This window comes from Vibrio sp. 10N.222.49.A3, assembly GCF_041475145.1.
In the GTDB taxonomy this organism is placed as follows: domain Bacteria; phylum Pseudomonadota; class Gammaproteobacteria; order Enterobacterales; family Vibrionaceae; genus Vibrio; species Vibrio tasmaniensis_A.
This window is the reverse complement of sequence record NZ_JBFRVM010000019.1, coordinates 97,027-121,113: the sequence shown is the minus strand read 5'-3', so window position 1 is coordinate 121,113 and position 24,087 is coordinate 97,027. Positions and strand designations below refer to the sequence as shown.

The window sequence follows — 24,087 nt, the reverse complement described above, 5'->3', positions numbered from 1 at the left end:
TTGAATCCTGATTGGCTCTATTCTTGAAACTTGTTTTCATCAGCAGGGACATTGAGTATTTGCAGTGCCCCCTTCATGATTTCAGAAAAAACGGGGGCAGCAACTGAACCACCATAGTAAAGGTCACCTTGCGGCTCATTGACTACGACAACCAGAGCTACTCTTGGATCGCTGACGGGAGCAAAACCCGACGTTATAGCAATATACTCATCACTATAGCCACCCGCAGCGGCTTTCCGAGATGTACCCGTTTTTGCCGCAACTCGATAACCCGGAACAGCGGCTCTGGTTGCCGTTCCGCCCTTTTGAGTCACGCCTTCTAACATTTGCAATACCATGTCTGCATTTTCACGTTTGATGATCTGCTTTGAGAAGTCTTGGTCGTTGCTTTTAATGATATGAATCGGTTCATACATGCCTTTGTTGGCTAACGTTGCATAAGCATGAGCCAACTGAAGCGGGGTCACAGATAAGCCATAACCAAACGATAGCGTCGCGATTTCGAACTTAGACCAACGGCGACGGTTAGGGAAAATACCACTCGTTTCACCCACGAGATTTAGCCCAGACATTTCGCCTAAACCAACCGAACTGTACATACCAAGTAACGCTTCAAGCGGCATATCAAGCGCTAATTTCGCAACGCCGATGTTACTTGATTTTTTAAGGATCAAGGCTAAATCAGCCTTGCCCACTTTAGAGGTATCACGTACTCGGCTACCTCCAATTTGCATGATGCCATTACCCGTATCAATAATAGATTTCGCATCAGCTGTACCATTTTCTAATGCGGCGAGCACCACAAAAGGTTTCACTGTTGAGCCGGGCTCCATAGCATCGGTCAGCACGCGGTTTCGCATTTTAAAGCTTTGTAAATCAGAGCGGTTGTTCGGGTTGTAAGACGGTGCATTGACCATGGCTAACACAGCGCCCGTTTTCACATCGAGTAATACTGCAGAGCCTGAGGTCGCTTTATGATCGGCCACCGCTTGCTTAATCGCTCGATAGGCTATCGCCTGCAATCGTTGATCGATGGTGAGTTCTAGTGGTTTGCCTTCTTCGCGTTCTTCTAACGCAATGTTTTCGACAACGCGTCCGTAGCGGTCTTTACGAATCGTTCGCTTGCCTGCTTCGCCCGTAAGCCATTTATCGTAACTGCGTTCAACCCCTTCCAGGCCGTGCCCATCAATTCCGGTCACACCGATAAGGTGTGCACTGACTTCACCAGCAGGGTAGTAACGTCGAGATTCCGCTTTTAGGCCCACACCCACCAGCTTAAGTTCACGGATATACTTAGCCATCGCAGGGCTAACTTGTCTTTGTAGATAAATAAATCGACGGGATTTATTGCTAGAGATCTTATCGATCATCGATTGTCGCTGTAGGCCAAGTACATCGGCTAACGCATACCAACGATCAATCTGGGCCATGCCATTTTTATCGAAAATCGTTTTTGGGTCGGCCCATACTGCTTCAACGGGAACACTCACAGCAAGCGGCTCGCCATTGCGGTCAGAGATAATACCGCGAGCAGAAGGAATAGCCTTAACACGCACTGAGCGAAGATCGCCCTGGCGAATTAAGTTATCGGGTTCAATGATTTGGATGTAAGCCACACGGCCAACGAGTGCAGCAAAGGCTAGAAACACGAAAGCAATAACAACGTTGAAACGCCATTTAATAAGAATTGGATCCGAATCCTTTTCGCTCTTCACTCGCTCTTTCGTTGATTCATTAACGGTTTTTGCGGGTGTTTTTTCCTTTTTACCGGTCATTTCAGTGTGATCACAACTTCTTTGTCGGAGTCTGGACGTTTCATGTCTAGCTCTCTTTTTGCCGATGCTTGAACGCGGCTGTGTTCTGCTAGCGCCGTCTCTTCAAGCATTAAATTTCGCCACTCATCATCAAGTTGTTCCCGCTCCACCAATGCCATGTCTTTTTGCGTAATCGCCTGACGTGATACATGTGTCGTAAGAACGACCCCCATCGCACTCGCAAAGATGCAGATAAGAAGCCCCAATGGGACTTTACCCACAGAGATCAAATCAAAAAATATTATCTTGGCTAAGTTAGGTTTGGAGGTCTTCATTGACTATAGCTTTTCTGCGATTCGTAGTACCGAACTACGCGAACGAGTATTCTCATCCACTTCATCTTTAGAAGGCTTGATTGCTTTACCAATTGGTTTCAGATCAGCACTGCCTAGCGCTTTGATCTGCTCTTCAGTTAGTGGCAGGCCATGTGGTACTTGTGGACCTTGGCTCTCTTTACGGATAAAGCGCTTCACCATGCGGTCTTCAAGTGAATGGAAACTGATAACAGAGATACGACCTTGAGGAGCAAGGATGCTTGCCGCGCCTTTCAGTGCGGTATCGATCTCTTCCAATTCACTGTTAATGTAGATACGGAATGCTTGGAAAGCACGTGTTGCTGGGTGTTTTTTCTCTTTGAAGCTTTTTGGAGCGACATCAGAGATAAGCTTAGCCAGTTGACCAGTGCGCGTTAGCGGTTCGTTCTCTTCATTCTCTTGATAAGCAATGATGCCTTTCGCGATACGACGAGCGTGCTTGTCTTCACCGAACTCACGAATAACCCAAGTAATATCATCAAGATCCGCTTCAACTAACCACTGAGAAACAGGAATCCCCGTTGTTGGGTCCATACGCATATCAAGCGGGCCATCTTTCATAAAGCTAAAGCCACGTTCAGCATCATCCAGCTGTGGTGAAGAGACACCTAAATCCAGCAATACGCCATCCACTTGACCGACTAAGTCATAACGCTCTGCATATTCAGCCATACCTGAGAACGGGCCGTGAATAATCGTAAAACGAGGGTCATCAATCTTTTGTGCTTCGGCAATCGCTTGTGGATCGCGGTCGATACTAAAGAGTCTTCCATTCTCGCCCAGTTTAGACAGGATTGTACGGCTGTGACCACCACGGCCAAAAGTACCATCGATATAGGTACCGTCAGGTTTGATCGCAAGTCCGTCAATAGATTCGTTAAGCAATACTGAAATATGTTTGAATGCTTCTGTCATAGTCTTCTCAGTGAATGGATTGAGCCATTAGTTCGGCAATAATATGTTCTATTAACGTTTTAGTTTACTGATTTCACGCCGTATCTCCACCATATTGTGTATAGGCTTTGGGAATTTTTGACCCAAGCTCATATCAAGATGATGGATTCTAAGGAAATCTAAATAATTAACGTCAATATAAAGCAAAAAACCCATCACTACCGTTAAGTAATGATGGGTTCTTTATATAGGTGGAGTTGACACATACGCCGGGTTCTGTTCCGCTTGCGCGGCGGTAACCATTCGTCTAGGCCTGCAATCGCTCACAGGCTCAAGCAATCTACCCGCCCCCATACGCGAGCAGCGCAATGCGAGGGCCTATTTGATCTTGCTCCGGGTGGAGTTTACCTTGCTACGAACTGTTGCCAGTCGCACGGTGCGCTCTTACCGCACCCTTTCAGCCTTACCTGTGCCTCTTCCGAAGAAATGAGGCCATCGGCGGTCTTCTCTCTGCTGCACTTGTCGTGGGCTCGCGCCCCCCAGACGTTATCTGGCACCCTGCTCTATGGAGCCCGGACGTTCCTCCCCTCTACCAGTCTCCCGAAGGACTTCAACGTCAGTTTCCCGAAGGACCTCAACGTCAGTCTCCCGAAGGACATCAGCAAAGCAGCGATTACCCGTTCAACTCCGAGGGCGGATTGTATAGAGATTAGTGTGCAGTGTCTAGCGAGATCACAAATATGCTGCAAACCATTAAGCAAGTGAACGAATTTCACACAATCCAAGCACAAAAAAAGGAGCGACGGTATTACCATCACTCCTCACAAGCTTTTCAATAAAGGTTATCTACTCTATAAAGAGGTAACTAGTCTATAAATAGGTATCTAGTTGTCTAGATGCTCTAGGCCCCATTTGTATAAAGCGTTCTTTTTCAGATTGTAGATTTCTGCCGTCATCGCCGCTGCTTTTTTAAGGGGCAGTTCTTTGGTTAGAATACCCAGCGTACGAGTCGCTTCGTCTGGCAACTCTGTGCTCGCTTCTTCACGGTGACCGTGAATTAGCAATACCATCTCACCGCGTTTACGGTTTGCGTCTTCTTCAATCCACTCAATAAGTTCACCAAGTGGCAGACCTTGGATGGTTTCGAAGGTTTTGGTTAGCTCACGCGCCAACACAACCTCACGGTCAGGGCCTAAGATCTCTAGCATGTCTTGTAGAGAATCAGTAATACGGTGCGGAGATTCGTAGAAGATACACGTGCGTTCTGCTTTTGCGATCTCTAAGAACTTGTCTTTACGACCTTTGCTCTTTGGCGGTAAGAAACCTTCAAAGCTGAAACGATCAGACGGCAAACCAGACGCACTTAGTGCGGTAATCACAGCACAAGCACCAGGAAGTGGCACAACTCTCACACCCGCTTGACGACATTGTGAGACAAGATGGTAACCTGGATCACTGATTAAAGGAGTACCCGCATCAGAGACTAATGCGATAGACTGACCTTCTAATAACCTTTCGACTAGAACTTGTGCTTTAGTTTGTTCATTATGATCATGTAAAGCGAACGTTCTGGTTGATATATTGAAGTGAGCAAGCAGCTTACCCGTGTGGCGTGTGTCTTCGGCTGCAATAACATCGACACTTGATAAAATTTCAATTGCTCTTTGAGTGATATCTCCCAAATTTCCGATTGGGGTTGGCACAATATAGAGAGTTGGGCTCTCTGTGAGCAAGGTTTTGTTATCTGTCATTTGTTTACCATCACTTCAACGATTAATATAGATACAAATTTATACGGAATTTAAAGAACTCATGGCAACGATGAACCATAAGAGACTCAGTGTACCACGCTTACTCACTCCAATTGCATTAGCAATTACATTGGCGGCTTGTTCTTCAGGTCCTCAAGCACCAACGCGTGTTGATATTACACTAGATCCAGCGCAATCAACTGAAAGTTACATGATGCAGGCGGATAGTAGCAAAGGAAGTCTACAAAACGACTGGTTAATCATGGCGCTTAAGGCTTCTGTGCAAGCGGGAAAAACCGATCAAGCGACTCTGCTGATCAAACGCTTAGCCAAACAAGAGCTGAGTGAAGTTCAACAAGCAGAATGGCAACTAGCTCGCGCTCAACTGCTGGTGAATAACTCGCAACCACAGCAAGCGTACAGCCAACTGAACTTTCAACCTTGGTGGAAGCTTCCGAACGAGCAATGGAAAGATTATCACGAGCTACGCGCCAACATTTCTGAAATACAGAATGAGTATTTCGAAGCGAGCCGTGAGTTAGTCCTTTATTCTGAATATCTGGACGCTAGCGACGAAAGCCAACAGCAAACGGCCGACCGTATTTGGCAGAACCTGAATAGCTACTCTCAATACGAGATTCTAGAACTGAAAACATCGCCGACAGAAGATGTGCTTTCAGGTTGGTTGCAACTGGCTATCTACATGAAGACGCTGAATTCGAACCTTCCAAACCTACAGGAAACCCTGACTGATTGGTTGGCAGAGAATCCTCAGCACCCTGCGGCTACTTACACACCTCAAGCGATCACCGACATATTAGCGTTAGAAATCAGCAAACCAACCAGCACTGCGCTACTGCTGCCGCTAACAGGTAAGTACGGTAAGCAAGCACAACTTGTGCGTGATGGTTTCATCTTTGCGATGATGAATGACAAAGAGCGTGAAGAAGATGCAACGTTGACCGTAATGGATACCAACGTACAAAGTGCCGCTGAAATTAAAGCGAAACTGGAAGAGAATAACGTTGATTTCATCGTTGGCCCTCTGATTAAGAGCAATATCACTAAGCTTCAACAAGCGCAGAAAAACCACGAAAACTCGATTCCAGCATTAGCTCTTAATATTCCAACTCAGCTAGAACCAGATACTAATATTTGTTATCTCGCTTTATCGCCAGAACAAGAAGTCGCTCAGGCTGCGAAACACCTTTTTGCACAAGGCTATAAGTACCCACTTATTCTTGCACCCAAAGGACGCTTAGGTGACCGCGTTAAGCAAGCATTTAACGAAGAGTGGCAGAAATACAGCAACAACGACGTTGCAATCAGCTTCTTCTCTGACAAACGCCAACTGCAGCGTAATGTGAATCAGATTTTCGGTTTACAAGAGAGCCAACAACGTATCGCTCAAATGGATGGGCTACTTAACCTAGACCTAGAAACAGAGCCACGCAGTCGTCGTGATATCGATTCTGTCTACATTGTCGCTAAGAACTCAGAGCTAACACTCATCAAACCCTTCATTGAAGTTGCAATTAACCCTGATGCTAGCCAACCTGCACTGTTTTCAAACTCACGCAGCAACAGCGGTGACAAGCAATATGAAGACCTAACGGGTGTCTTCTACAGCGATATCCCGCTATTGGTCGAGAACAAAAACGAGCTTAACAAAGCGCTTAATGACCTATGGCCTTCACACTCGAACAGCCAAAAGCGTCTACAAGCTCTAGGAATGGATGCATACTATCTAATGGATGCACTACCACAGATGAAAGCCGTACAAGATTACAGCATTACAGGTGAAACCGGCGTATTAACCATCGACAACAACTGTGTTGTTCAACGTGAAATCAGCTGGGCAGAGCATGGGGCTTTTTAGCCGTAAGTTCCTATCCAAGCCATCAATCACCCACAAACAAGTGGGTGATAAATACGAAGCCGTGGCAAAAAATTATTTAGTTCGCCACGGTTTATCGTTAATTGAAGAAAACTTCATAGCAAAATGTGGCGAGATTGATCTTATAATGCGCCATAACAAAACAGTTGTGTTTGCTGAGGTAAAATACCGCAAGCAAACACGCTACGGACATGCCGCTGAAATGGTGACAGCCAAAAAGTCACAAAAGCTACTCAAAACAGCCAATGTTTGGCTTATGCAGCAAGGCTTGTCGGTACACTCTACAGATTACAGGTTTGATATCATTGCCATCGAAGGGCCGAATGACACTATCGACTGGATTCAAAACGCTATTACCCAAGGATAAACATGCTAGACAGCATCAAAGAAAGTTTTACAGAAAGTATTCAAATCCAAATTGCGGCGGCAGAAGCTCTGCCAGACGCAATCACGCATGCCGCTCAAGCAATGGTTGCAACCCTGCTTAACGGAAACAAGATTCTTTGTTGTGGTAACGGTGGTTCGGCATCGAATGCTCAGCAATTTGTCTCTTGCCTACTTAATCGCTTTGAAACCGAGCGCCCTAGTCTTCCAGCAATGGCTCTCACTGCTGATAACACCACACTAACGGCTGTGGCAAACGACTACCACTATGAAGAGATCTTCTCTAAGCAGGTACGTGCGTTTGGTCAAACTGGTGATATTTTACTGGCTATATCTACTAGTGGTAACAGTAAAAATATCATCAAAGCAATGGAAGCTGCGGTAACACGTGATATGACAATCATCGCCTTTACTGGTAAAGATGGTGGTGAAATGGCTGGCCTGCTTGGTGAGCACGATGTAGAAATTCGTATTCCCTCACACCGTACAGCACGTATCCACGAAGTACACATGGTGACACTACACTGCTTATGTGACCTAATCGATCAAGTACTCTTCCCAGCTCACGAAGAGTGATATACGGAGCATCACGATGAAATCATTAACTTCTATGAAGCTGCTTAAGCTGATTAGTGTTTCGCTACTTACACTGTCGTTATCTGGTTGTGCTGGTCTTTTCATTGCTGGTGCAGCAACTACTGCAAATCTAGTCACAGATACACGAACCACCAAAGAGATTTGGAGCGACAACAATATCGAATTTGAAGTTGCAGCTATGACAAATAAACCGCCATTTCGCGGCAATGTCAGTATCACAGCAAGCTCTTACCGTGGTTCAGTAGTTCTGATGGGGCAAGCAACGACAGATGCTGAACGTCGTGCTTTTGAAAGCCAAGCTAAAGCAGTAACGGGAGTTGAAAGTATACACAACCAGATCCGAGTGAAAGAGCCACTGTCTGTTAGTGCTATCAGCAAAGACAGTTGGATTACCACTAAAGTGAAGTCTGCCCTACTTGCCAAGTCTGAGCTTAACGGTATCAAAGTCAAAGTCATTACTGAAGATTCAGAAGTATTTCTGCTTGGATTAGTTTCTCGAGAACACGCTGATATCGCGACAGAAGTTGCGCGTAATATCTCTGGTGTGAAGCAGGTGATTCGAGCGTTTGAATATGGTGAAGAAGACGCTTCTGTAAACTAACTTACTTTGAATTTACTTAGACAAGTTAGCTGCTTATTAGCTGGTTGGTTGGCTGGTAAAGCCTAACGAAATGAATCAGATTAATAAAAGTCAGTTAGCACAAAAAGAAAAAGCAGCGATAAATCGCTGCTTTTTTTGTATTTGGAGTTATTTAAAAAATAACGCTATTTGATAACACGAAGGCTTGGGCGACCTTTCGCTGGACGAGATGGCTCAGGTTCTGAGTCAGACTCTTCAGCATCTACGTCTGCTGTTGCAACACTCAAAGATGGGCCTTTTTCTGGTTCTTCAAAAGGACTTTCTTCAATTCCTTCTTCAAACGCTTCCATGTAAGCCTCTTCAGGTTCAAACATGGTACCAGCACCATTCTCACGAGCATAAATTGCTTGTACTGCGTATAGCGGAACGATCACAGAGTGTGGACGACCACTAAAGCGAGCACTAAACGTCACAGCTTCGTTACCCAGTTCAAGTTGTCCAACCGCACGAGGCGCGATGTTCAGAATGATCTGACCATCTTGAACAAACTCGTCTGGAACTCTCACACCCGGCAATGTTGCTTCAACAACCAAGTGTGGAGTCAGTTCGTTATCAACCAGCCATTCATAAAATGCACGAAGCATGTATGGTCGCCGTGGAGTCATATTTGAAATATCCATAAACGCTTAGCGAACGAGTCGCATCTCACGCTCAGCTTCTGTTAGAGAAGCTAGGAATGAATCACGTTCGAATACGCGGTTCATGTAAATCTTAAGTTCTTTAGAACCAGGACCAATCAGTTCGATACCAAGCTCAGGTAAACGCCATAGTAGCGGAGCTAGGTAACAATCAATTAGGCTAAACTCTTCACTCATGAAGTATTCATACTCAGCGAAGATAGGAGCAAGAGTTAGTAGGTCGTTGCGTAATTTCACGCGAGCTGCTTCAGATTCTTCAGCGTTGCCTTTAACGATCTTCTCTGCAACTGAATACCAGTTACGCTCAATTCGGTACATCATTAGACGACTGTTACCACGAGCAACCGGGTATACTGGCATCAATGGTGGATGAGGGAAACGCTCATCTAGGTATTCCATGATGATCTTAGAGTCATATAGAGCAAGCTCACGATCGACAAGAGTAGGTACTGATTTGTACGGGTTCAGTTCAACAAGCTCTGCTGGTAGATTTTTTTCATCAACCAACTCAACTTCAACACTTACGCCTTTTTCAGCAAGAACAATGCGCACCTGATGGCTATACATATCAGAAGCACTTGAGAAAAGAGTCATTACAGAACGTTTATTGGCAGCTACAGCCATGGAGCCCTCCAGTACACTTTAAATAAAAACAATGGAGGCCTAAAGCCTCCATTGAACATTAACATAATTTGGGAATTAGCACGGTATTATAGCACAATTAGTGCACATCACGCCAATACTCTTTCTTCAGCAAAATCACGATGATAGTGAAGATTACTAAGAAGGCCATTACCCACCAACCCATAGCATGACGCTCAAGTTGAACAGGGTCGCCCGAGTAAACCAAAAAGTTAACAAGGTCACGAACTGCTTCGTCATATTCACCAGCACTTAATTCGCCAGAGCCATCCGTTTCAGTACCAACAACAACCTTAACTTCCTCACCATCGACCATGTGAGTATCGTAGATTGGCGTTGGGATACCTTGTAGCTCTTCAAGAACATGCGGCATACCAACACTTGGGAAAACCAGGTTGTTCACACCAAATGGACGAGACGGATCTTCATAGAAAGTACGAAGGTACGTGTATAGCCAATCTGCGCCACGAACACGAGCAACCAATGTTAGATCTGGTGGTGGAGCACCAAACCAACTAGCAGCTTGCTCAGAAGGCATAGCGTTAACCATCAAGCTACCAATTTTCACTTCAGGATCGAAGATCAGGTTTTCCTTCATTAGGTCTAAAGGAATCTCCAAATCATTCGCAACACGTTCATAACGTTGGTACTGCGTTGAGTGACAAGCGAAACAGTAGTTCATGAACATCTTAGCGCCATTTTGTAATGAAGCTTTGTCTGTTAAATCATTGTTTGCTTTGTCTAATGGTACGCCTGCACCCGCTGCCATCGCTAGTGACGGCAACATAGCAAATAAAATTACAATCCACTTTTTCATTTGAATGTCACCCTTTCTGGTAATGGTTTCGTCGCTTCATTTTTACTGTAGAACCACAGCAGAACGAAGAACATGAAGTAACCTAAGCTAAAGATTTGAGCTAATAGCGTGTATGTTGGCGTTGCTGGAAGCGCACCAAGTACACCAAGCGCAATAAAGCTTATTGTGAATTGGATGATGTTAATCAAATGCAATTTGCTACGGTAACGGTAAGAACGCACTTTACAACGGTCGAACCATGGCAGTAGGAATAGCACAACAATTGAAGCGCCCATTGCAACTACACCTAACAGCTTATCTGGAACAGCACGAAGTACAGCGTAGAACGGCGTGAAGTACCAAACTGGAGCAATATGCTCAGGTGTTTTCAGCGGGTTTGCAGCTTCAAAGTTAGGCGGTTCAAGGAAGTACCCCCCCATTTCTGGGTTAAAGAACAGCACGTAACAGAACAAGAATAGGAAACCAGCAACACCAACCATATCTTTTACCGTCCCGTATGGGTGGAAAGGAATAGAGTCAATGATGTCGTATTTCTTAGTGTAATCCTTGTGGAATGGGAACTGAGTTTTGTAGTCGTCGCCCATTGTGCCTTTAGGAAGCTTGGTTTCGATACCGTCTGGGTTGTTCGAACCCACTTCGTGCAGCGCTAGTACGTGAAGTACGATAAGCAGCAGAAGTACAATTGGCAGAGCAATAACGTGCAGTGCGAAGAAACGGTTCAGCGTTGCACCAGAGATGATGTAGTCACCACGGATCCAAAGCGTTAGGTCATCACCTATAACAGGGATCGCACCAAACAGAGAAATGATTACCTGAGCACCCCAGTAAGACATTTGACCCCATGGTAGTAGGTAGCCCATGAAAGCCTCAGCCATAAGCACTAAGAAGATCAACATACCGAAGATCCAAAGTAACTCACGAGGCTTTTGGTAAGAACCGTAGATTAGACCACGGAACATATGCAGGTAGATCACAACGAAGAATGCCGATGCACCTGTTGAGTGCATGTAACGCAGTAGCCAACCGTATTCCACATCACGCATGATGTATTCAACAGAAGCAAATGCACCCTCACCAGACGGTACATAGTTCATTGTCAGCCAAATACCCGTAAGGATTTGGTTAACCAGTACTAACATTGCTAAAGAACCAAAAAGGTACCAAAAGTTAAAGTTCTTAGGCATTGGGTATTCAGATAAATGCTTCTTGTAAGCATTCATCGCGGGTAGACGTTTCTCTACCCAATCAAGCAATCCTTGCATTACGCGTCTCCCTCGTCCACACCGATCATGATCTTAGTGTCACTCAAATACATATGCTTTGGTACAACAAGATTCAATGGAGCAGGTACGCCTTGGAATACTCGACCTGCCATATCAAACTTTGAACCATGGCAAGGACAGAAGAAACCAGACTTAACACCCTGAACTTGTTCTGCAAAAGAATCTGGCAGGTAAGTTGGAGAACAACCTAAGTGCGTACAGAAACCAACAGCAACGAAGAATTCCGGCTTAATTGAACGAAACTCGTTCTGCGCGTATTCTGGTTGTTGTTCAGCTTCAGATTGAGGGTCACGAAGTTGACCACCGATCGCTTTTAGATTCTCTAGCACCGATTCAGCACGGCGTACAACCCATACAGGTTTACCTTGCCACTCGACACGAACCATTTGTCCCGGCTCTAACTTACTGACTTCCACTTCCACCGGTGCGCCTGCAGCTTTCGCCTTGGCACTCGGGTTCCATGATTTAATAAAAGGCACGGCTACAGCAGCTGCTCCTAAACCACCAACAACGGCTGTTGTTGCGGTTAAGAAACGCCTGCGACCGTTATTTAAAGGCGCGTTGCTCATCCAAACATTCTCCCATTTGCTCCTTATGGATTGAAATAATTCCGAATAAAGAGCATGGCTAACAAAATATGTATTTAGTTCTATTTATTGACGGCAAATGATAAATAAAACCCTACTTTTTGACAAGATAAAGCTACCTTTTTGTAACAATCATGAGGCAAAGCGCACATTGGGTTACAAAAGCTTTCAAAATATAAGAATTTGGAAATAAAACGAGGGAGGGAAAGCGTTTAGAGGGGGCATAAAAACAAAAAGCCCGGCATATAGCCGAGCTTTGAACCACAATTCCAGTCGAAAAACTGGGAGCGTGTACTTTTTCGTAAAGAAAAATTAACGCTTAGAGAATTGAGGTTTACGACGTGCTTTACGTAGACCAACTTTCTTACGTTCAACGCAACGAGCGTCACGCGTAACATAGCCAGCTGCACGTAGAGCAGGACGTAGAGTTTCATCGTATTCCATAAGAGCACGAGTGATACCGTGGCGGATTGCGCCAGCTTGACCTGAAATACCACCACCAGAAACAGTGATGTAAAGGTCAAGTTTCTCAGTTAGTTCAACTAGCTCAAGAGGTTGTTTAACAACCATACGAGAAGTTGGACGACCGAAGTAAACATCAAGGCTGCGCTTGTTGATTACGATCTCACCAGAGCCTGGTTTGATGAAAACACGAGCTGCTGAGCTTTTGCGACGACCAGTGCCGTAGTATTGATTCTCTGCCATTGTCTTAATCCCCTTAGATGTCTAGTACTTGTGGCTGTTGAGCAACATGGTTGTGCTCAGTACCAGCGTACACTTTAAGCTTACGGTACATCGCGCGGCCTAGTGGACCACGTGGAAGCATACCTTTAACTGCTAGTTCAAGAACCATTTCTGGTTTCTTAGCAATTAGCTTTTCAAAAGTGATAGTTTTAAGACCACCTGGGAACTCAGAGTGACGGTAGTAAACCTTACCCTTAGCTTTGTTACCAGTTACAGCAACTTTCTCAGCGTTAACAACGATGATGTAATCACCAGTGTCTACGTGAGGAGTGTATTCTGCTTTGTGCTTGCCGCGTAGGCGAGAAGCGATTTCACTTGCTAGACGGCCAAGAGTTTTGCCTTCAGCGTCTACAACATACCAGTCGCGTTTTACAGTTTCTGGTTTAGCAACGAAAGTTTTCATGCTAATAATTACCTATTTAAAAAATTTACACTTAAGGAATACTCGCGTATTCCCACTGTCTAAGAGTTACCATTCATCACCCCTTCGAGTGTTGGAAAACTCTTGGCATAACGTGATTTTACTCATCGCTAGAGGCCCGCAGTAACGGTAGGTCGCAGGATTATAGAGAAGAGCGAAGAAAAAATCACCTCTTTTTGAACAAAATCACGATTTTTTTAATTCTCTTTCTTATTCGAGATAATCAAAGCTAACTTAAGTGTTCTTTTGCCAAATACTCATGGCTCTGCATTTCAATTAAACGCGACTGACAACGTTTAAACTCAAACTCTAGTTGACCATGGGTGTATAGTTTTTCTAGCTCCACTTCCGCTGAAATAATCAGTTTCACATTGCGCTCATAGAACTCATCAACTAACGCAATAAAGCGTCTAGCAGCGTCATCGGAAGTCGCGCCCATTTGCAACACATCAGCCAATAGAACCGTGTGATAAACCCGAGACAACTCAATATAATCGTTCTGGCTACGAGCCGACTGACAAAGCTGAGCAAAAGTACCATGCAGCACGCCATCACTCGCTTCGACTACATCTAATTGACGGTGATTAACCTCTATCTGCTTAAGCTTCTCTTTATCTTCACCAACAAGCTGCGCGTAATATGTTTCGAGGTTAATGTTCGCTTGGCTATCCAGTGGGTAATGGTAGATCTCAGCCTGCTCTAAGGTTCTCAGACGATAATCAATTCCGCTATCAACATTAAGAATATGACAGTTGTCTTGAATGAGCTTAATAGCGGGTAAGAAACGCGCTCGCTGTAACCCGTTGCGATACAGATCCGCAGGTGGAATATTAGAGGTCGCAACCAAGATAACGTTTCGAGCGAATAACTCTTGGAACAAGGTTCCTAAGATCATGGCATCCGTGATGTCTGAAACAAAGAATTCATCAAAACAGATAATATCCGCTTCTTCTTTCAACTTATCTGCGACTAGAGGCAACGGGTCGCTAACATTACCTAGTGCCCTTAGCTCATCATGGACTCGATACATAAAGCGGTGAAAGTGAACGCGCATTTTTTTTGTGGTCGGTAAGGCATCGTAGAACGTATCCATTAAATAGGTTTTACCGCGCCCGACGCCGCCCCAAAAATAGAGGCCTTTTGGTGGCAGTGGCAGTTCTGGCTTTTTGCCCATTAACTTCTGGAATCGAGTCAGTTGAGGAATAGGGGCATTCATGTAATCTTGGAATTGATGAAAGAGTTCATCTAAAGATTTAACGGCTTGCTCTTGTGCTGGATCTCTTTGAAATCCATGTTCTTTTATATCTTGTTCGTATTTTTTAATGGGATTCATGACGACATTTCCACAATGAAAGCGATATCAGACAGCAAATAAAAATGAGCCCAAACAGTATGAGACATGTCGCTATGCGGTGAATAATTCAGCATCAAACTGCTAACTAGCGCACACGAATTTCTCTTTATACTGCGGCTTTCTCATAGTACCATGGAGCCGTATCACGTGTAACTAAGCAGTAACAAACATGTTAAAAAACAATAATAAGGAGCTGTTATGCCTTGGATGTATGCCGTTGCCGGTTTACTAGTCGGAGTTATTTTAGGGGTCGCTATTTCTCGTCTCATGACACCTGAATACAAAAAACAAAAGAACGTACAGAAAGAATTAGATAGCGCAAAGTTTGCCCTGGAACAGCAGCGACAAGAGCTAGCTGACCACTTTGCGAAATCAGCAGAAATGTTGGACACCTTAGGTAAGGACTATACAAAGCTTTACCAACACATGGAAAAAACAAGCTCAGAGCTACTCCCTAGCCTGCCAGAGCAAGACAACCCATTTGTGAAAACAGCCGCTGCTCATTCGGATAAGCCACAAGATAAGTCTTCAGTTAAAGAGTCGACGCTTGAAGAACAACCGAAAGATTACGCTAATGGCGCAACCGGTTTATTTACAGAGCAGAAGAAAGAAATCATGGATGCTCCCGATGTGGTAACAGCAAAAGCATCGTAAACATTTAACACTTCTGTGAACTTTACAAAGGTTTTTGAGTCATAACTTTCACTCAGGTCATTTGAAACTTCTCATACTTATTAAACGTATAAGAGGGTTAAGACCTTAACTAGAGAGGAGTTTATGATGAAAAAACCTTTGCTTGCTTTATCAGTACTGACTTTAAGCTTAAGTTCAATCATCACCCCCATTCAAGCTACAGCCGCACTTCCATTAAGTGTGGGTAATGAACAATTACCAAGCCTTGCTCCTATGCTTGAACAAGTAACCCCCGCTGTGGTTAGTATTGCCGTAGAAGGCAAACAGGTACAACGTCAGCAAATCCCTGAACAATTTCAATTCTTTTTTGGTCCAGAACAAACACGAGAGCGTCCATTCCGCGGGCTAGGCTCTGGTGTCATCATTGATGCCAAGAAAGGCCATATTGTCACCAATTACCATGTCATCAATGGTGCCGACGATATCAAAGTAAAACTGCATGATGGTCGAGAGTACGATGCAGAACTCATCGGCGGCGACCAGATGTCTGATATCGCGCTATTAAAACTCGAAACAGCCAAAAACCTTACCCAGATAAAAGTCGCAGATTCCGACAAATTGAGAGTCGGCGATTTCAGTGTGGCTATCGGCAACCCATTTGGGCTTGGTCAAACCGTAACATCCGGTATCGTTTCAGCGTTAGGACGTAGCGGTCTCAATCTAGAGAACTTCGAAAACTTCATTCAAACCGATGCCGCGATTAACAGTGGTAACTCTGGAGGTGCGTTAGTGAATCTTAACGGTGAACTGATTGGTATCAACACGGCCATCCTAGGACCTAACGGAGGCAATGTCGGTATCGGCTTTGCCATTCCATCCAATATGATGACAAACCTGACTGAACAGATTCTCGATTTCGGTGAAGTAAAACGCGGCATGCTTGGTGTCCAAGGTGGAGAGGTCACCTCGGAATTGGCTGAAGCGCTTGGTTATGAGTCCAGCAAAGGTGCTTTTGTTAGCCAAATTGTACCCGACAGTGCTGCAGACAAAGCAGGATTGAAAGCGGGCGATGTCATTGTCTCCATTAACGGTAAGCGTATTGATACTTTTAGTGAGTTAAGAGCCAAAGTAGCCACCCTAGGTGCAGGTAAACAGATCGAGTTAGGCGTGGTTCGTGACGGTAAGCATAAGACCTTTGACGTCACGCTTGGTGAATCCACAAATAGTAAGACACAAGCTGAAAAGCTCCATGAAGGACTTGCCGGTGCAGAGCTCACCAACACAACCGACAGCGATTCAGCGACAGGCGTCAAGGTATCAAGTGTCGCTCAAGGTTCGCCAGCAGAAGCTTATCAGCTTCTTAAAGATGACATCATCATCGGGGTAAACCGCCAACCAGTTAAGAACCTTGCTGAATTTAGAAAGATTCTTGAAAAACAACCTGGCGTATTGGCACTTAATATCCAGCGAGACGATAGGACTATCTATCTAGTTATTCGATAGCCATACGTCAGCGTAATTACAGGGAGGCTCAGTAAGTTTGCTTTAAACTTACTCAGTCTCCCTTTTCTTTAGATCAATCAAAATGCTATGCTTCACTGATAATCAAGTCAGTCATCCATTGACGGATGCTTCATACCTTACTTGTTGAAGAGGGAAACATGCTGTCCTTTCTATTTCGTTCTATTTCCCTTGGACTCGTTTCAGCGGCGCTTATTCTTCTCGCATTCCCGAGTTTAAGGCCGGCGATTGTTGCAGACGTCACGAACCCTCAAGTCGATAATATTGGCTCTCTTCAGATCTCATTTAACCAAGCGGTGCGACGAGCTGCACCCGCTGTGGTCAATATTTATAGTCGTAAATACGCAGAAAGCGATCGCAACAAGCTACTAACTCAAGGATTAGGTTCAGGGGTGATTGTTAGCGAAAAAGGCTACATCATTACCAACTTCCATGTTGTTGCTCAAGCTGACCAAATAGTCGTGGCACTTCAAGACGGACGAGTAGCGGCCGCACAACTTGTCGGCTCAGACAAACGCACCGATATTGCGATACTCCGAGTCAGCGGTGACAACTTACCTGTTATTCCACTGAACCCGAATTACAAAGCAAATGTCGGCGACGTGGTGCTGGCTATCGGTAACCCATACAACCTAGGGCAAACGACAACCTTTGGCATTATCTCTGCAACAGGTCGTTCTTCGATCAGTGCAGATGGTCACCAAGCCTTTATCCAGACTGATGCCGCAATCAATGAAGGTAACTCAGGTGGTGCACTGGTTAACTCACAAGGTGAGCTCGTCGGAATCAACACGGCTTCTTTCCAACAAGCTACCGACATGGAAACCTACGGGATCTCATTTGCAATCCCCTACTCACTTGCTAATAAAATCATGGAGAAGATCATCGCCGATGGTCGTGTCATTCGTGGTTATATTGGTATCGACGGACAAGACATCAATTCGGTGACATCACGCTTGCTCGGTACTAAGAACATCGGTGGTATTGTTGTCTTAGGCATTGACCCGAATGGTCCTGCAGCCGATGCCGGCTTTGAAGCACAAGATATCATTATCAGCATCAACAACACCCAAATTAGCGGACGACAGAGCGTAATGGACATTGTTACTGACCTTCGCCCGGGTACTATCATTGATGTTGGTGTATTGCGCAAAGGTGAAAACAAGACACTCAAGGTCACCATTACCGAAGACACACGCCTGTAGTCTTTATTTAGTTTGATTGCTAATAGCTAGTAACTCAAACCGCCAATTACAGAGACAAAAAGTATAGATACAAAAAACCCAGCTCTTAAGCTGGGTTTTCTTTTATCAATCAAAGCTAATGATAAACTCAATCAAAACTAGGCGTCACTAGGTTCATCGATATCGATGCGAGTCACACGCTGCAAACCTCTTGGGAGCAGACCACCACGACGACCACGCTCACCACGGAAGTTTTCAAGATCCGCAGGTTTCAAGCCAAGTTTACGTTTACCCGCGTAAATAGTCAGCGTTGCATTCTCTGGAATAGCCATCAGATGCGATACAAACTCTTCACGCTCTTTTGCTTTCGCAGAAGGGATGTTGATGATCTTGTTGCCTTTACCTTTGCTCAGCTGAGGTAGGTCTTTAATAGGGAACAACAACATACGGCCTTGGTTAGTAATCGCCAGAATCTGGTTACTGTCCAAGTCTGCAATAGGGCTTGGCAACATCACTTCAGAAGCTTGTGGCAAGTTAACTAACGCTTTACCGCTCTTGTTCTTAGACAGCAGATCGCTACCCTTACAAACAAAGCCATAACCAGCATCAGAACCGACTAACCATAGCTGTTTATTCTCTCCCATCACCACTTGGCGAATCGAAGAACCCGGACTGACGTTCAGGCGGCCTGTAATTGGCTCACCTTGGCTACGTGCCGACGGTAATGAATGAGATTCAAGGGAGTAGCTTCGGCCATCACTGCCAAGGAACACCGCTTGTTGGTTACTCTTACCCTTAGCACTCGCTAAGAACTTATCACCAGATTTGTAGTTCAAGCCTTCAGCATCAACTTCATGCCCTTTAGCATGACGAATCCAACCTTTCTCAGACAACACAACCGTGATTGGTTCGCTTGGTACTAAGTCGCGTTCTGTTAGCGCTTTCGCTTCAGCACGCTCAATCAGAGGTGAACGACGATCATCGCCGTATTTATCTGCATCGGCTTGGATTTCTTTCTTGATCAACGTATTCAAGCGACGCTCTGAACCGAGTAGCTTTTCAAGCTTTTCGCGTTCAGCTTCAAGCTCTTCTTGTTCCGCTCGGATTTTAAACTCTTCTAACTTAGCTAAGTTACGAAGTTTAATATCAAGAATCGCATTGGCTTGAATTTCAGAAATGTTGAAACGGCTCATTAATACAGGACATGGTTCGTCTTCTGTACGAATGATTTCAATCACTTCATCGATATTAAGATAAGCAGCAAGCAAACCTTCTAAGATGTGCAAACGTGCTAGTACTTTATCTAAACGGTACTGCAAACGACGGCGAACGGTCGTGCGACGGAACTCAATCCACTCTTTCAGAATTTGAACTAGGCCTTTAACTTGAGGACGATTGTCTAAACCAATCATGTTCAAGTTAACGCGGAAGTTTTTCTCTAGATCCGTCGAAGCGAATAGGTGACTCATCAATTGGTCACAGTCGATACGGTTTGAACGAGGAACGACAACTATGCGCGTTGGGTTCTCGTGATCCGATTCATCACGCAAGTCGTCAACCATTGGCAGCTTCTTAGCGCGCATCTGGTTAGCAATTTGCTCAAGTAACTTCGCACCTGACACCTGATGAGGTAAAGCCGTGATAACAATATCAGAGCCTTCCTTGTGCCAAACCGCGCGCATCTTGATGCTGCCACGTCCAGTACGGTAGATCTTTTCGATGTCCGACTTCGGCGAAATAATCTCAGCCTCTGTCGGGTAATCAGGGCCTTGAATGAAACCCATCACATCTGGAAGTTCAGCTTTCGGCGTATCAATCAAGTGAATCGCTGCGTTCGCCACTTCACGGACATTGTGAGGCGGGATGTCAGTCGCCATACCTACCGCGATACCAGTGATACCGTTCAGAAGAATATGAGGCAGACGAGCTGGCAACATTTGAGGCTCTTTCATGGTGCCATCAAAGTTTGGTTGCCAATCAACGGTACCCTGACCTAATTCACCTAGCAGAACCTCAGCAAACTTAGACAATTTCGCTTCGGTATAACGCATTGCAGCGAACGATTTCGGGTCGTCCGGAGCACCCCAGTTACCTTGACCGTCTACCAATGGGTAACGGTAAGAGAAAGGCTGCGCCATCAATACCATGGCTTCGTAACAAGCAGAGTCACCGTGTGGGTGGTACTTACCTAGAACGTCACCAACGGTACGAGCTGATTTTTTATATTTCGATGCAGCCGATAAGCCCAGCTCAGACATCGCGTAGATAATACGACGCTGTACTGGCTTCAAGCCATCACCGATATACGGCAATGCACGATCCATGATCACGTACATTGAGTAATTTAAGTAGGCATCTTCGGTGAACTTGCGCATTGGCAACTGTTCAACGCCATCATATGTAATTTCGTTAGACATCCATTATACCTCGGCCATATCACCGTTAGTCTGTAGCCATGTACGGCGATCATCTGCACGTTTTTTACCAAGCAGCATGTCCATCATCTCGTTGGTCGCTTCGTTATCATCAATCGTTAATTGAACAAGACGACGAGTGTTTGGATCCATGGTGGTTTCACGCAACTGAAGTGGGTTCATTTCACCCAGACCTTTGAATCGTTGCACGTTGATCTTGGCTTTCTTCTGCGACAGTCGCTCAAGCACACCATCTTTCTCTGCGTCATCAAGTGCGTAGAACACTTCTTTACCGCAATCGATACGATACAGAGGGGGCATTGCCACATAGATATGACCCGCTTCAACCAATGCATGGAAATGGCGAGTAAATAGTGCACATAGCAGTGTCGCGATATGAAGACCATCCGAGTCCGCATCGGCAAGGATACAGATCTTACCGTAACGCAGGCCTGACAAGTCATCGTTATCAGGGTCGATACCCAGAGCAACCGAAATATCATGTACTTCTTGTGAAGCCAATACTTGGTCCGCTGACACTTCCCATGTATTTAGGATCTTACCGCGAAGTGGCATAACCGCTTGGAACTCACGATCACGTGCTTGTTTAGCAGAACCACCCGCCGAGTCCCCTTCCACGAAGAAGATTTCGGTACGACTTAAATCTTGAACCGAACAATCGGTTAGCTTACCCGGCAGTGCTGGGCCTGAAGCAATCTTCTTACGCACAACCTTTTTGCTTGCGCGCATGCGACGGTGAGCATTCGCAATACAAGCTTCAGCTAACTGTTCTGCCAGTTGTGGTTTTTCGTTCAACCACAAGCTAAAGGCATCTTTTACCACCCCAGACACAAACGCTGCGGTTTGACGAGAAGAAAGACGTTCTTTTGTTTGACCAGCAAATTGCGGATCTTGCATCTTCACCGATAAGACGTACGAACAACGATCGAAAATATCGTCACCCGTTAACTTAACGCCACGCGGTAGAAGGTTACGAAATTCACAGAACTCACGCATTGCATCAAGCAGGCCTTGTCGAAGACCGTTTACGTGTGTACCACCTTGCTTAGTTGGTACTAAGTTCACGTAACTCTCGGTGATCATATCACCGCCTTCTGGCTGCCAAATAATCGCCCAGTTCGCCATTTCTGTTTCAGCAACGAATTCGCCAACATAAGGTTCCTCAGGCAGTAAGGTGTAACCTTTCACACCTTCTGCAAGGTAGTCTTTTAGACCATCTTCATAGAACCATTTATGTTCTTCACCGCCAACCTTGTCGATAAAGGTAATTTCTAAACCTGGGCAAAGAACTGCTTTTGCACGTAGGTTGTTAATTAGACGAAGTGTCGAAAATTTAGAGCTATCGAAATATTTTGGATCTGGCCAAAAATGTACCGTCGTACCGGTATTGCGATGACCACAAGTACCTGTAACAGTAAGATCCGTTACGGCATGACCACCTTCAAGGGCAATTTCATGTACCTGACCGTCACGGCGAACCGTCACTTCAACACGTTTTGACAACGCGTTTACCACCGAGATACCTACCCCGTGCAAACCACCTGAAAACTTGTAGTTATTGTTCGAGAACTTACCGCCAGAGTGGAGCTTAGTTAAAATCAGCTCAACACCTGAGATCCCTTTTTCAGGGTGGATATCAACCGGCATACCACGGCCATCATCCGTCACTTCTAACGATTGGTCAGCATGCAACACGACTTTAATCTTCTTAGCGTGTCCCGCTAGTGCTTCATCAACCGAGTTATCAATGACTTCTTGGGCAAGGTGGTTTGGTCTTTCTGTCTCGGTATACATTCCCGGGCGATGTCGCACGGGGTCGAGACCTTCAAGTACCTCGAGGTCTTTTGCATTATATTGTTCAGTCATAATACGGAGTTTACTCAAAAAGTTTGCGTCAGTTCGCTGGCTCTAGTTTGACTAAAGCGAAATCATTACTATGAACCGTCATAGTAGAGCGAACGAGCGAAGTATTGGGGAATATAGTCTGGAAGCTGAGTAATGATGTCAAGCTAGTTCAAAAACTAAGGCATCAAACTATGATATTTCACCACTGATAGATGAAATAACAGTCAAACAAGAGAAAATTACTTGATTGCTGAAACAGATTAAAGATTTAGAAAGGTGATGATTTGTTGGGGGTAGCGTTCAAAATTAACAAAGCTATGATCCCCCCCCTCTTCTACTGTCTGTACTGCACCTTGGTACTTCTCTACCGCTTGTCGGTAATCCAGAACTTCGTCTTCCGTTTGCTGAAGTAACCAGAAGTCACTCGGCTGAGCGATAGCCGGAACCTCTAACGCCTTCAGTTCATTGATATGTTTTGTTTCCAGAACATATCGCTCTTCTGTATATGGATTTACTTGTTCACCTAAATAGTCAGCAAGAAGCTCATACGGCTTAACGGCTGGGTTCACAACCACAGCTTTAAAGCCATAGTGACTATTCAGCCATGTTGAAAGATAGCCACCCAACGAGCTACCTACCAACGCTATCTGATATTGCTCTTTATATTGCTCCACCAGTTGCTGCAAATAAATGGCCGCTTGCTGAGGAAAACTCGGCAGTTGAGGTGTCATCACCTTGATATCAGGACGATGCTCCGCGCAATAGTCAGTCATCACCGTTGCTTTGTGAGAACGTGATGAACTGTTAAAACCGTGAATATAGAGAAGCAGTGGCGGCTTAGCGGCTTGCTGTTCAGAATCAAACATCAATAACCTGCCGCTTCAAAATCAGGTAAGAATTGTCCATGAGGTAAACGGCGTACTTGCGTACTTACTGATCCATCTTGATGCAATTCAATCTCTCTCCAACCAGGCGACAAAGTATCAACCGCAAAGTCATCTGAGTTAGGTTTGAATTGCACACAAGTCGACGGTGTTGCCATGACTTGTACACCATGATGATTGCGATTCATATCTTGATGAACGTGACCACACAGTACCGCTTTCACATTGGTGTGCTGTTGAACCACTTCCCAAAATTGATCAGCATCTTTCAGATTATGTTGATCCAGCCATGCACTGCCAACCAATAGTGGATGGTGGTGCAGCAGAACCAAGGTATTACGTTCGGGAAATTCGGTTAGCTTTTGTTCTAGTAGATCAAGCTGTTGATCACTGAGACGTCCGTGAGGCACACCAACCACTTGCGAGTCCAGCATCACCATCTGCCAATTATTACCTAGCAAGACATGCTCAACGCATTGTATTTGTGGTGATGGTAAAACACTGCCCATATTCGGTTTGAAGTCATGATTCCCTGGCAACCAGTAACACGGTTTATCCAAAGGTTGAATTCCTGACTCAAATTTTTGGTACGACTCAGCACTGTGATCTTGAGAAATATCACCGGTTGCTAAAATCGCTTGATAGTCAAAGCCCTGACTAACAATGGCATCGACTACAGCACGAAAGCTATCTTGAGTGTTGATGCTTAATAAGCTGCCATTGCTCGGCGCAAATAAATGCGTGTCCGTTAGCTGTACAAGCTTAATACTGCTCTCATCAAATTTTGAAGTGTGTGATAATTCCAAAA

23 protein-coding genes and 1 other RNA gene are annotated in these 24,087 nt (G+C 45.1%); 7 read left to right on the top strand and 17 right to left on the bottom strand.

Going from position 1 to position 24,087, the window contains the following annotated elements; all coding sequences use genetic code 11:
• Positions 1–17: 17 nt before the first annotated feature.
• The 5 genes from AB4589_RS02890 to rsmI form a co-directional block, all read right to left on the bottom strand.
• Complete coding sequence (locus tag AB4589_RS02890; RefSeq protein WP_372099270.1) at positions 18–1,775, bottom strand: penicillin-binding transpeptidase domain-containing protein; 1,758 nt, start codon at positions 1,773–1,775, stop codon at positions 18–20.
• Positions 1,772–2,089, bottom strand: coding sequence for a cell division protein FtsL (ftsL, locus tag AB4589_RS02885; RefSeq protein WP_009848950.1), 318 nt, complete (start codon positions 2,087–2,089; stop codon positions 1,772–1,774). Before ftsL ends, AB4589_RS02890 begins: the two co-directional genes overlap by 4 nt.
• Before the next feature lie 3 nt (positions 2,090–2,092).
• Entirely contained in the window at positions 2,093–3,043 is a 951-nt protein-coding gene (gene rsmH, locus AB4589_RS02880; RefSeq protein ID WP_009848949.1) for a 16S rRNA (cytosine(1402)-N(4))-methyltransferase RsmH, read from the bottom strand.
• A 228-nt stretch (positions 3,044–3,271) separates the two neighbouring features.
• Positions 3,272–3,711: RNase P RNA component class A (gene rnpB / locus AB4589_RS02875), an RNA gene on the bottom strand.
• A gap of 195 nt (positions 3,712–3,906) precedes the next feature.
• Positions 3,907–4,773, bottom strand: a complete 867-nt coding sequence (rsmI, locus tag AB4589_RS02870; protein ID WP_009848948.1) for a 16S rRNA (cytidine(1402)-2'-O)-methyltransferase — start codon at positions 4,771–4,773, stop codon at positions 3,907–3,909.
• Positions 4,774–4,834: 61 nt separating this feature from the next.
• Between rsmI and AB4589_RS02865 the strand changes: the two genes are divergently transcribed.
• From AB4589_RS02865 to AB4589_RS02850, 4 genes are read left to right on the top strand one after another with little or no spacing between them, the layout of a single operon-like run.
• Positions 4,835–6,652: a penicillin-binding protein activator gene (locus tag AB4589_RS02865; RefSeq protein WP_017098302.1), complete on the top strand. Its 1,818-nt coding sequence runs from the start codon at positions 4,835–4,837 to the stop codon at positions 6,650–6,652.
• Positions 6,639–7,037: a YraN family protein gene (locus AB4589_RS02860; protein WP_135382847.1), complete on the top strand. Its 399-nt coding sequence runs from the start codon at positions 6,639–6,641 to the stop codon at positions 7,035–7,037. The genes AB4589_RS02865 and AB4589_RS02860 overlap by 14 nt, the downstream gene beginning before the upstream one ends.
• A gap of 2 nt (positions 7,038–7,039) precedes the next feature.
• On the top strand, positions 7,040–7,630 hold the full coding sequence (locus tag AB4589_RS02855) for a phosphoheptose isomerase (RefSeq protein WP_004729817.1): 591 nt from the start codon (positions 7,040–7,042) through the stop codon (positions 7,628–7,630).
• Between the two features lie 16 nt (positions 7,631–7,646).
• Positions 7,647–8,252, top strand: a complete 606-nt coding sequence (locus AB4589_RS02850; RefSeq protein ID WP_012603205.1) for a BON domain-containing protein — start codon at positions 7,647–7,649, stop codon at positions 8,250–8,252.
• A gap of 164 nt (positions 8,253–8,416) precedes the next feature.
• On the opposite strand, the gene sspB is transcribed toward AB4589_RS02850, so the two are convergent.
• The 8 genes from sspB to zapE form a co-directional block, all read right to left on the bottom strand.
• Positions 8,417–8,911 (bottom strand): ClpXP protease specificity-enhancing factor, encoded by a 495-nt coding sequence (sspB, locus tag AB4589_RS02845; protein ID WP_012603204.1) that lies wholly within the window; start codon positions 8,909–8,911, stop codon positions 8,417–8,419.
• A gap of 6 nt (positions 8,912–8,917) precedes the next feature.
• Complete coding sequence (gene sspA / locus AB4589_RS02840; RefSeq protein ID WP_009848943.1) at positions 8,918–9,553, bottom strand: stringent starvation protein SspA; 636 nt, start codon at positions 9,551–9,553, stop codon at positions 8,918–8,920.
• A gap of 97 nt (positions 9,554–9,650) precedes the next feature.
• Positions 9,651–10,388: a cytochrome c1 gene (locus AB4589_RS02835; RefSeq protein WP_009848942.1), complete on the bottom strand. Its 738-nt coding sequence runs from the start codon at positions 10,386–10,388 to the stop codon at positions 9,651–9,653.
• Positions 10,385–11,650: a cytochrome bc complex cytochrome b subunit gene (locus AB4589_RS02830; RefSeq protein WP_009848941.1), complete on the bottom strand. Its 1,266-nt coding sequence runs from the start codon at positions 11,648–11,650 to the stop codon at positions 10,385–10,387. The genes AB4589_RS02835 and AB4589_RS02830 overlap by 4 nt, the downstream gene beginning before the upstream one ends.
• Entirely contained in the window at positions 11,650–12,240 is a 591-nt protein-coding gene (gene petA, locus AB4589_RS02825; RefSeq protein ID WP_010434692.1) for a ubiquinol-cytochrome c reductase iron-sulfur subunit, read from the bottom strand. Before petA ends, AB4589_RS02830 begins: the two co-directional genes overlap by 1 nt.
• 330 nt (positions 12,241–12,570) lie before the next feature.
• On the bottom strand, positions 12,571–12,963 hold the full coding sequence (rpsI, locus tag AB4589_RS02820) for a 30S ribosomal protein S9 (RefSeq protein WP_004740758.1): 393 nt from the start codon (positions 12,961–12,963) through the stop codon (positions 12,571–12,573).
• A 13-nt stretch (positions 12,964–12,976) separates the two neighbouring features.
• A complete protein-coding gene (gene rplM / locus AB4589_RS02815) occupies positions 12,977–13,405 on the bottom strand; it encodes a 50S ribosomal protein L13 (RefSeq protein WP_010434689.1) in 429 nt (142 codons plus the stop codon).
• A 247-nt stretch (positions 13,406–13,652) separates the two neighbouring features.
• Positions 13,653–14,756 carry a cell division protein ZapE gene (zapE, locus tag AB4589_RS02810; RefSeq protein WP_017102961.1) on the bottom strand — a complete coding sequence of 368 codons (1,104 nt, stop codon included), beginning with the start codon at positions 14,754–14,756 and terminating at the stop codon, positions 13,653–13,655.
• A gap of 219 nt (positions 14,757–14,975) precedes the next feature.
• On the opposite strand from zapE, the gene zapG reads away from it, so the two are divergent.
• The 3 genes from zapG (at position 14,976) to degS (ending at position 18,136) form a co-directional block, all read left to right on the top strand.
• Positions 14,976–15,431, top strand: a complete 456-nt coding sequence (gene zapG / locus AB4589_RS02805; protein WP_372099267.1) for a Z-ring associated protein ZapG — start codon at positions 14,976–14,978, stop codon at positions 15,429–15,431.
• A gap of 126 nt (positions 15,432–15,557) precedes the next feature.
• Complete coding sequence (locus AB4589_RS02800) at positions 15,558–16,913, top strand: Do family serine endopeptidase (protein WP_372099304.1); 1,356 nt, start codon at positions 15,558–15,560, stop codon at positions 16,911–16,913.
• A gap of 158 nt (positions 16,914–17,071) precedes the next feature.
• Positions 17,072–18,136 (top strand): outer membrane-stress sensor serine endopeptidase DegS, encoded by a 1,065-nt coding sequence (gene degS, locus AB4589_RS02795; protein ID WP_029225535.1) that lies wholly within the window; start codon positions 17,072–17,074, stop codon positions 18,134–18,136.
• A 137-nt stretch (positions 18,137–18,273) separates the two neighbouring features.
• On the opposite strand, the gene parC is transcribed toward degS, so the two are convergent.
• The 4 genes from parC to cpdA form a co-directional block, all read right to left on the bottom strand.
• On the bottom strand, positions 18,274–20,532 hold the full coding sequence (parC, locus tag AB4589_RS02790) for a DNA topoisomerase IV subunit A (RefSeq protein ID WP_372099265.1): 2,259 nt from the start codon (positions 20,530–20,532) through the stop codon (positions 18,274–18,276).
• A 3-nt stretch (positions 20,533–20,535) separates the two neighbouring features.
• Entirely contained in the window at positions 20,536–22,416 is a 1,881-nt protein-coding gene (parE, locus tag AB4589_RS02785; protein ID WP_372099263.1) for a DNA topoisomerase IV subunit B, read from the bottom strand.
• A 239-nt stretch (positions 22,417–22,655) separates the two neighbouring features.
• Positions 22,656–23,261, bottom strand: a complete 606-nt coding sequence (gene yqiA / locus AB4589_RS02780) for an esterase YqiA (protein WP_009848964.1) — start codon at positions 23,259–23,261, stop codon at positions 22,656–22,658.
• Positions 23,261–24,085, bottom strand: coding sequence for a 3',5'-cyclic-AMP phosphodiesterase (gene cpdA, locus AB4589_RS02775; protein WP_372099261.1), 825 nt, complete (start codon positions 24,083–24,085; stop codon positions 23,261–23,263). Before cpdA ends, yqiA begins: the two co-directional genes overlap by 1 nt.
• Positions 24,086–24,087 lie beyond the last annotated feature (2 nt).